This is a genomic window from Vibrio splendidus 12E03 (genome assembly GCF_000272105.2).
Taxonomy (GTDB): domain Bacteria; phylum Pseudomonadota; class Gammaproteobacteria; order Enterobacterales; family Vibrionaceae; genus Vibrio; species Vibrio splendidus_I.
The window spans coordinates 1-3,398 of sequence record NZ_AJZD02000176.1 but is presented as its reverse complement, the minus strand read 5'-3'; the positions used below and the strand labels follow the sequence as shown (position 1 = coordinate 3,398).

The window sequence follows — 3,398 nt, the reverse complement described above, 5'->3', positions numbered from 1 at the left end:
TAACCCCTTTAAATTTATTCATACCGTTAGTTTGGTAGGACTCAATACACCTGGAGTAAATTCAGTGTGATCTTCTTCTCAAAATACGATTCATCACCATACCCATTAAGTAAAAATCCCTCTGAAATTTCTATCACAATCGCCAAAAACTCATAGTTCTTCTACCCCCTAAAGATTTTATTATATGGATTCCTAAAGAATTATTTCAAGGGAACCCTACAGATAAGCAGGTAAGTAAAACAAGAGAATTAATAGATATAAGAATTAACTAACAAAAGATCAGTCATACCTGATTTGTGTGTGGGTAACTTTCGTGAGGAACGAGCGAATAGTTATCCATCGCCCAAATCTGACACAGGAACGCCAAAGCGTTCCCCGTCAGTTCTATACCCATAATTAACTTGATCGATCTATATAAAAAGTAGATTTTCAGTGACCGTGCCAAGGTTCAATTTAAGCAGATATTCCGCTTGCTCACCCTCCGACTGGCTACGCCAGCTACGGGGTTGCGCCGAGCAGTTCAATTGAAAAACTAAAAATAACTGTATATTTAAACAGTATCAATTTTACTAAGGAGTGAACATGCGCGTAGAAATGAAGATTTTAAAAGCTGGCCTTCCAAAGAATGGATTAACGTTGATCAACGATGAATTGTTCAAAAGATTGTCTGTCATGTATCCAGACGTAAAGGTTCGAATACGTACTGGCACCAATAACCAACTAGAAATTTTTGCAAGAAAAGAAAATCGCTAATCGTATTATCGAAGAGGCATTTAATGAAGCTGATGAGTGGTTACTACAAGATTAACAAAGCGTTACTGAGTCGTGGTACACTACTTGCGGGTGCTCTTGGCTGTTTGTCATGAGCAGTCATTTAAACATTTTTGTTTGTGATAGATAGACAAAAGCCCCGTTAGTTAATAATAACCAACGAGGCCTCAATCATGTATCGACAACTTGATTATAGCCTCTTCAACGACGGAGGCAAGCAAAATGCCAAAAAGTAAAACCGCCCTGATGGGACTAACGGTCGTCTGTATGACGATATTGTGTTCGCTTTGGATTGTACGAGATTCACTCTGTGAATTTCGTTATGAAGATAAGAACGTAAACTTTCTAGCTACGCTTGCCTACGAAGTGAAGTAATGGCTGGACAGGAAGGGGCGTAAGCCTCTTCCTGATTCAGTGTTGTGATTCATGCCAAGGTGCACCCAAATCTTTTTCTCATCGAGATAATGAGGCTTCAATTGAGGATTAGCTCCTGATTGAAACGTTATGAGTTAATCCTCCAAGGAGTTGTTGTGGCGAAATTAAAGAAAATATGTTTTGTAATAATGGGGTTTGGGAAAAAAACTGATTACTCTACAGGGAAGACGTTAGATCTAGACAAAACATATAAAAATATAATTCAACCAGCAGTAGAGTCTTCAGGCTATCAATGTGTTAGAGCTGATGAAATACAAGATTCTGGTTTAATTGATAAAAGTATGTATGCATTACTTATGCATGCAGAACTTGTAGTCGCTGATATTTCTACTTTTAACCCAAACGCCATATATGAGTTAGGTATTAGGCATGCTGTAAGACCCTATTCAACAATAGTTATAAAAGAAGAGGAAGGTAAAATCCCCTTCGATTTAGATCACAATCGAATTTTTCATTATAAACATTTAGGTGAAGATATCGGTGCCGATGAAGCTAAACGTTGCCAGAAAGAATTAGCAACAACAATTAAAAGAGTCACCAGTAACTCTTTTATTGATAGTCCATTATACGATTTCATTAAAGATATTAACCCTCCTAAATTACCACCTGAAGAATATAAAAAAATTATTGGTGATTTAGCTGAAAGAGAAACTCATATATTTGCGATTGTTGAAAAAGCAAAAAACCACATGTTAGATGATGAATTTGTTGAAGCTGCTAAATTATGGGAAAAAGCTGCTGAAGCAGTTCCATCGGAAGATTATTTCCTTCAACAACTTGCCTTATCTACTTATAAATCAAAAGAACCATCTGAAGCTACGGCTTTAGCTGATGCATTAAGAGTAATCGAGAAGCTAGCACCGGATGGTGAATCTAATGACCCTGAGACTCTTGGCTTAACGGGCGCTATTTATAAAAGAATGTGGTTGTCTAATTCAGATGTCGAGTGTTTAAAAAGAGCCATAAATTATTATGAAAAAGGGTTTCAGATACGAAATGACTACTATACAGGCGAGAATTATGCGCTTTGTCTAGATATGATGTCTGAAGTTGAAGAAGACGAAGATGAAAAAACTTATTACGTGATTGCTGCAAAGAAAGCACGTAAACAAATTATTAAGATTCTGGTTCATGTAGAAGATGCTGCTGAAGAAGGTAACAGTAGTGTTGACGTGAAATGGGCATTAGCTACGTTAGCCAATTGTTACTTCGGTCTTGGAGATGATGAAAAAGGGAAAAAGTTTGAAAGTTTGTTTATATCTTTAGCTGAAGCGCAATGGGAAACTGATACCTTTAATGAAGGTAAAAAAAAATTAATTGAATTAACTAGGAGTTAGTAATGGCGAAAACATATAGTATTTTTATTAGTCACTCATGGCAAAATTCTGATGCACTAGCAAATTTGCATAGGTTGTTAAATGAGCGAGGCTATTTTAATGTTACATTTGAAGAAGTAAGTAAAGATGAACCTATTAATAGTACAAATGCTTATTATATTAAACAACGTCTAGCTGAAAAAATTGGAAATTCAAATATTGTAATTGGTTTAGCTGGAATGTATGCGAGTTATAGTGATTGGATGGAGTGGGAGTTAGATAAAGCCCTAGAATTAGACATTCCTATCATTGGTGTAATTCCTTGGGGGCAAGAAAGGATTTCTACAACAGTTTCTAGTCGTTCTAAAATCGACGTACGTTGGAATACAGAGAGTATTGTTGCTGCCATTCGGGACTATGCGAAATAACTCATAAGGTAGCTGGAGGCGTCTAGCCTCTAGCTCTGCCCATGACGGAGCACTAATTGGTGTTCCTTTTCCTGATTCAGTGTTGTGATTCATGCCAAAGTGCACTCAAATCTTTTCTTTCATCGAGACGTGCTTATTATTTTACTGTATAAGTCGATATGTTATTAATCATTTTTGCAATGATTAAGGTTTGGCCCTCACTTCGTTTTAGCGAGTGTTCATAAAGGTGTAACTTTATGAACATTACATTTCACCCATCTCAATACTGTCCAATTAGTCTTTGAAATAGCACATGAACATGTACACTAATGTTTAATTATCTTAATGTTCATTTTAAGGGGCTTTTCATGAAAATTGGCTATGCTCGTGTCAGCACTCAAGACCAAACGCTCTATGTTCAACTTGAACAGCTTAAACATATTGGTTGTGACAAAATTTACCAAGAGCA

The 3,398-nt window shown here is 36.5% G+C and carries 5 protein-coding genes; all 5 read left to right on the top strand.

Annotation, left to right across the window (positions count from 1 at the left end; genetic code table 11):
* The first annotated feature begins 582 nt into the window (after positions 1 to 582).
* On the top strand, positions 583 to 753 hold the full coding sequence (locus tag A142_RS12520) for a DinI-like family protein (RefSeq protein ID WP_019821695.1): 171 nt from the start codon (positions 583 to 585) through the stop codon (positions 751 to 753).
* 240 nt (positions 754 to 993) lie between these two features.
* On the top strand, positions 994 to 1,146 hold the full coding sequence (locus tag A142_RS24360) for a Hok/Gef family protein (protein ID WP_081324705.1): 153 nt from the start codon (positions 994 to 996) through the stop codon (positions 1,144 to 1,146).
* A 155-nt stretch (positions 1,147 to 1,301) separates the two neighbouring features.
* A complete protein-coding gene (locus A142_RS12515; RefSeq protein WP_019821693.1) occupies positions 1,302 to 2,543 on the top strand; it encodes a TRAFs-binding domain-containing protein in 1,242 nt (413 codons plus the stop codon).
* 2 nt (positions 2,544 to 2,545) lie between these two features.
* A complete protein-coding gene (locus A142_RS12510) occupies positions 2,546 to 2,950 on the top strand; it encodes a TIR domain-containing protein (protein ID WP_019821692.1) in 405 nt (134 codons plus the stop codon).
* Positions 2,951 to 3,297: 347 nt separating this feature from the next.
* Positions 3,298 to 3,398 (top strand): recombinase family protein (locus A142_RS12505; protein WP_032545406.1); only part of this gene is annotated, 101 nt, incomplete at its 3' end.

Bases quoted from the DNA above. Each gene is read 5' to 3' on its own strand.
- A142_RS12520 (WP_019821695.1), top strand. From the start codon at position 583: ATGCGCGTAGAAATGAAGATTTTAAAAGCTGGCCTTCCAAAGAATGGA.
- A142_RS12510 (WP_019821692.1), top strand. From the start codon at position 2,546: ATGGCGAAAACATATAGTATTTTTATTAGTCACTCATGGCAAAATTCT.
- A142_RS24360 (WP_081324705.1), top strand. From the start codon at position 994: ATGCCAAAAAGTAAAACCGCCCTGATGGGACTAACGGTCGTCTGTATG.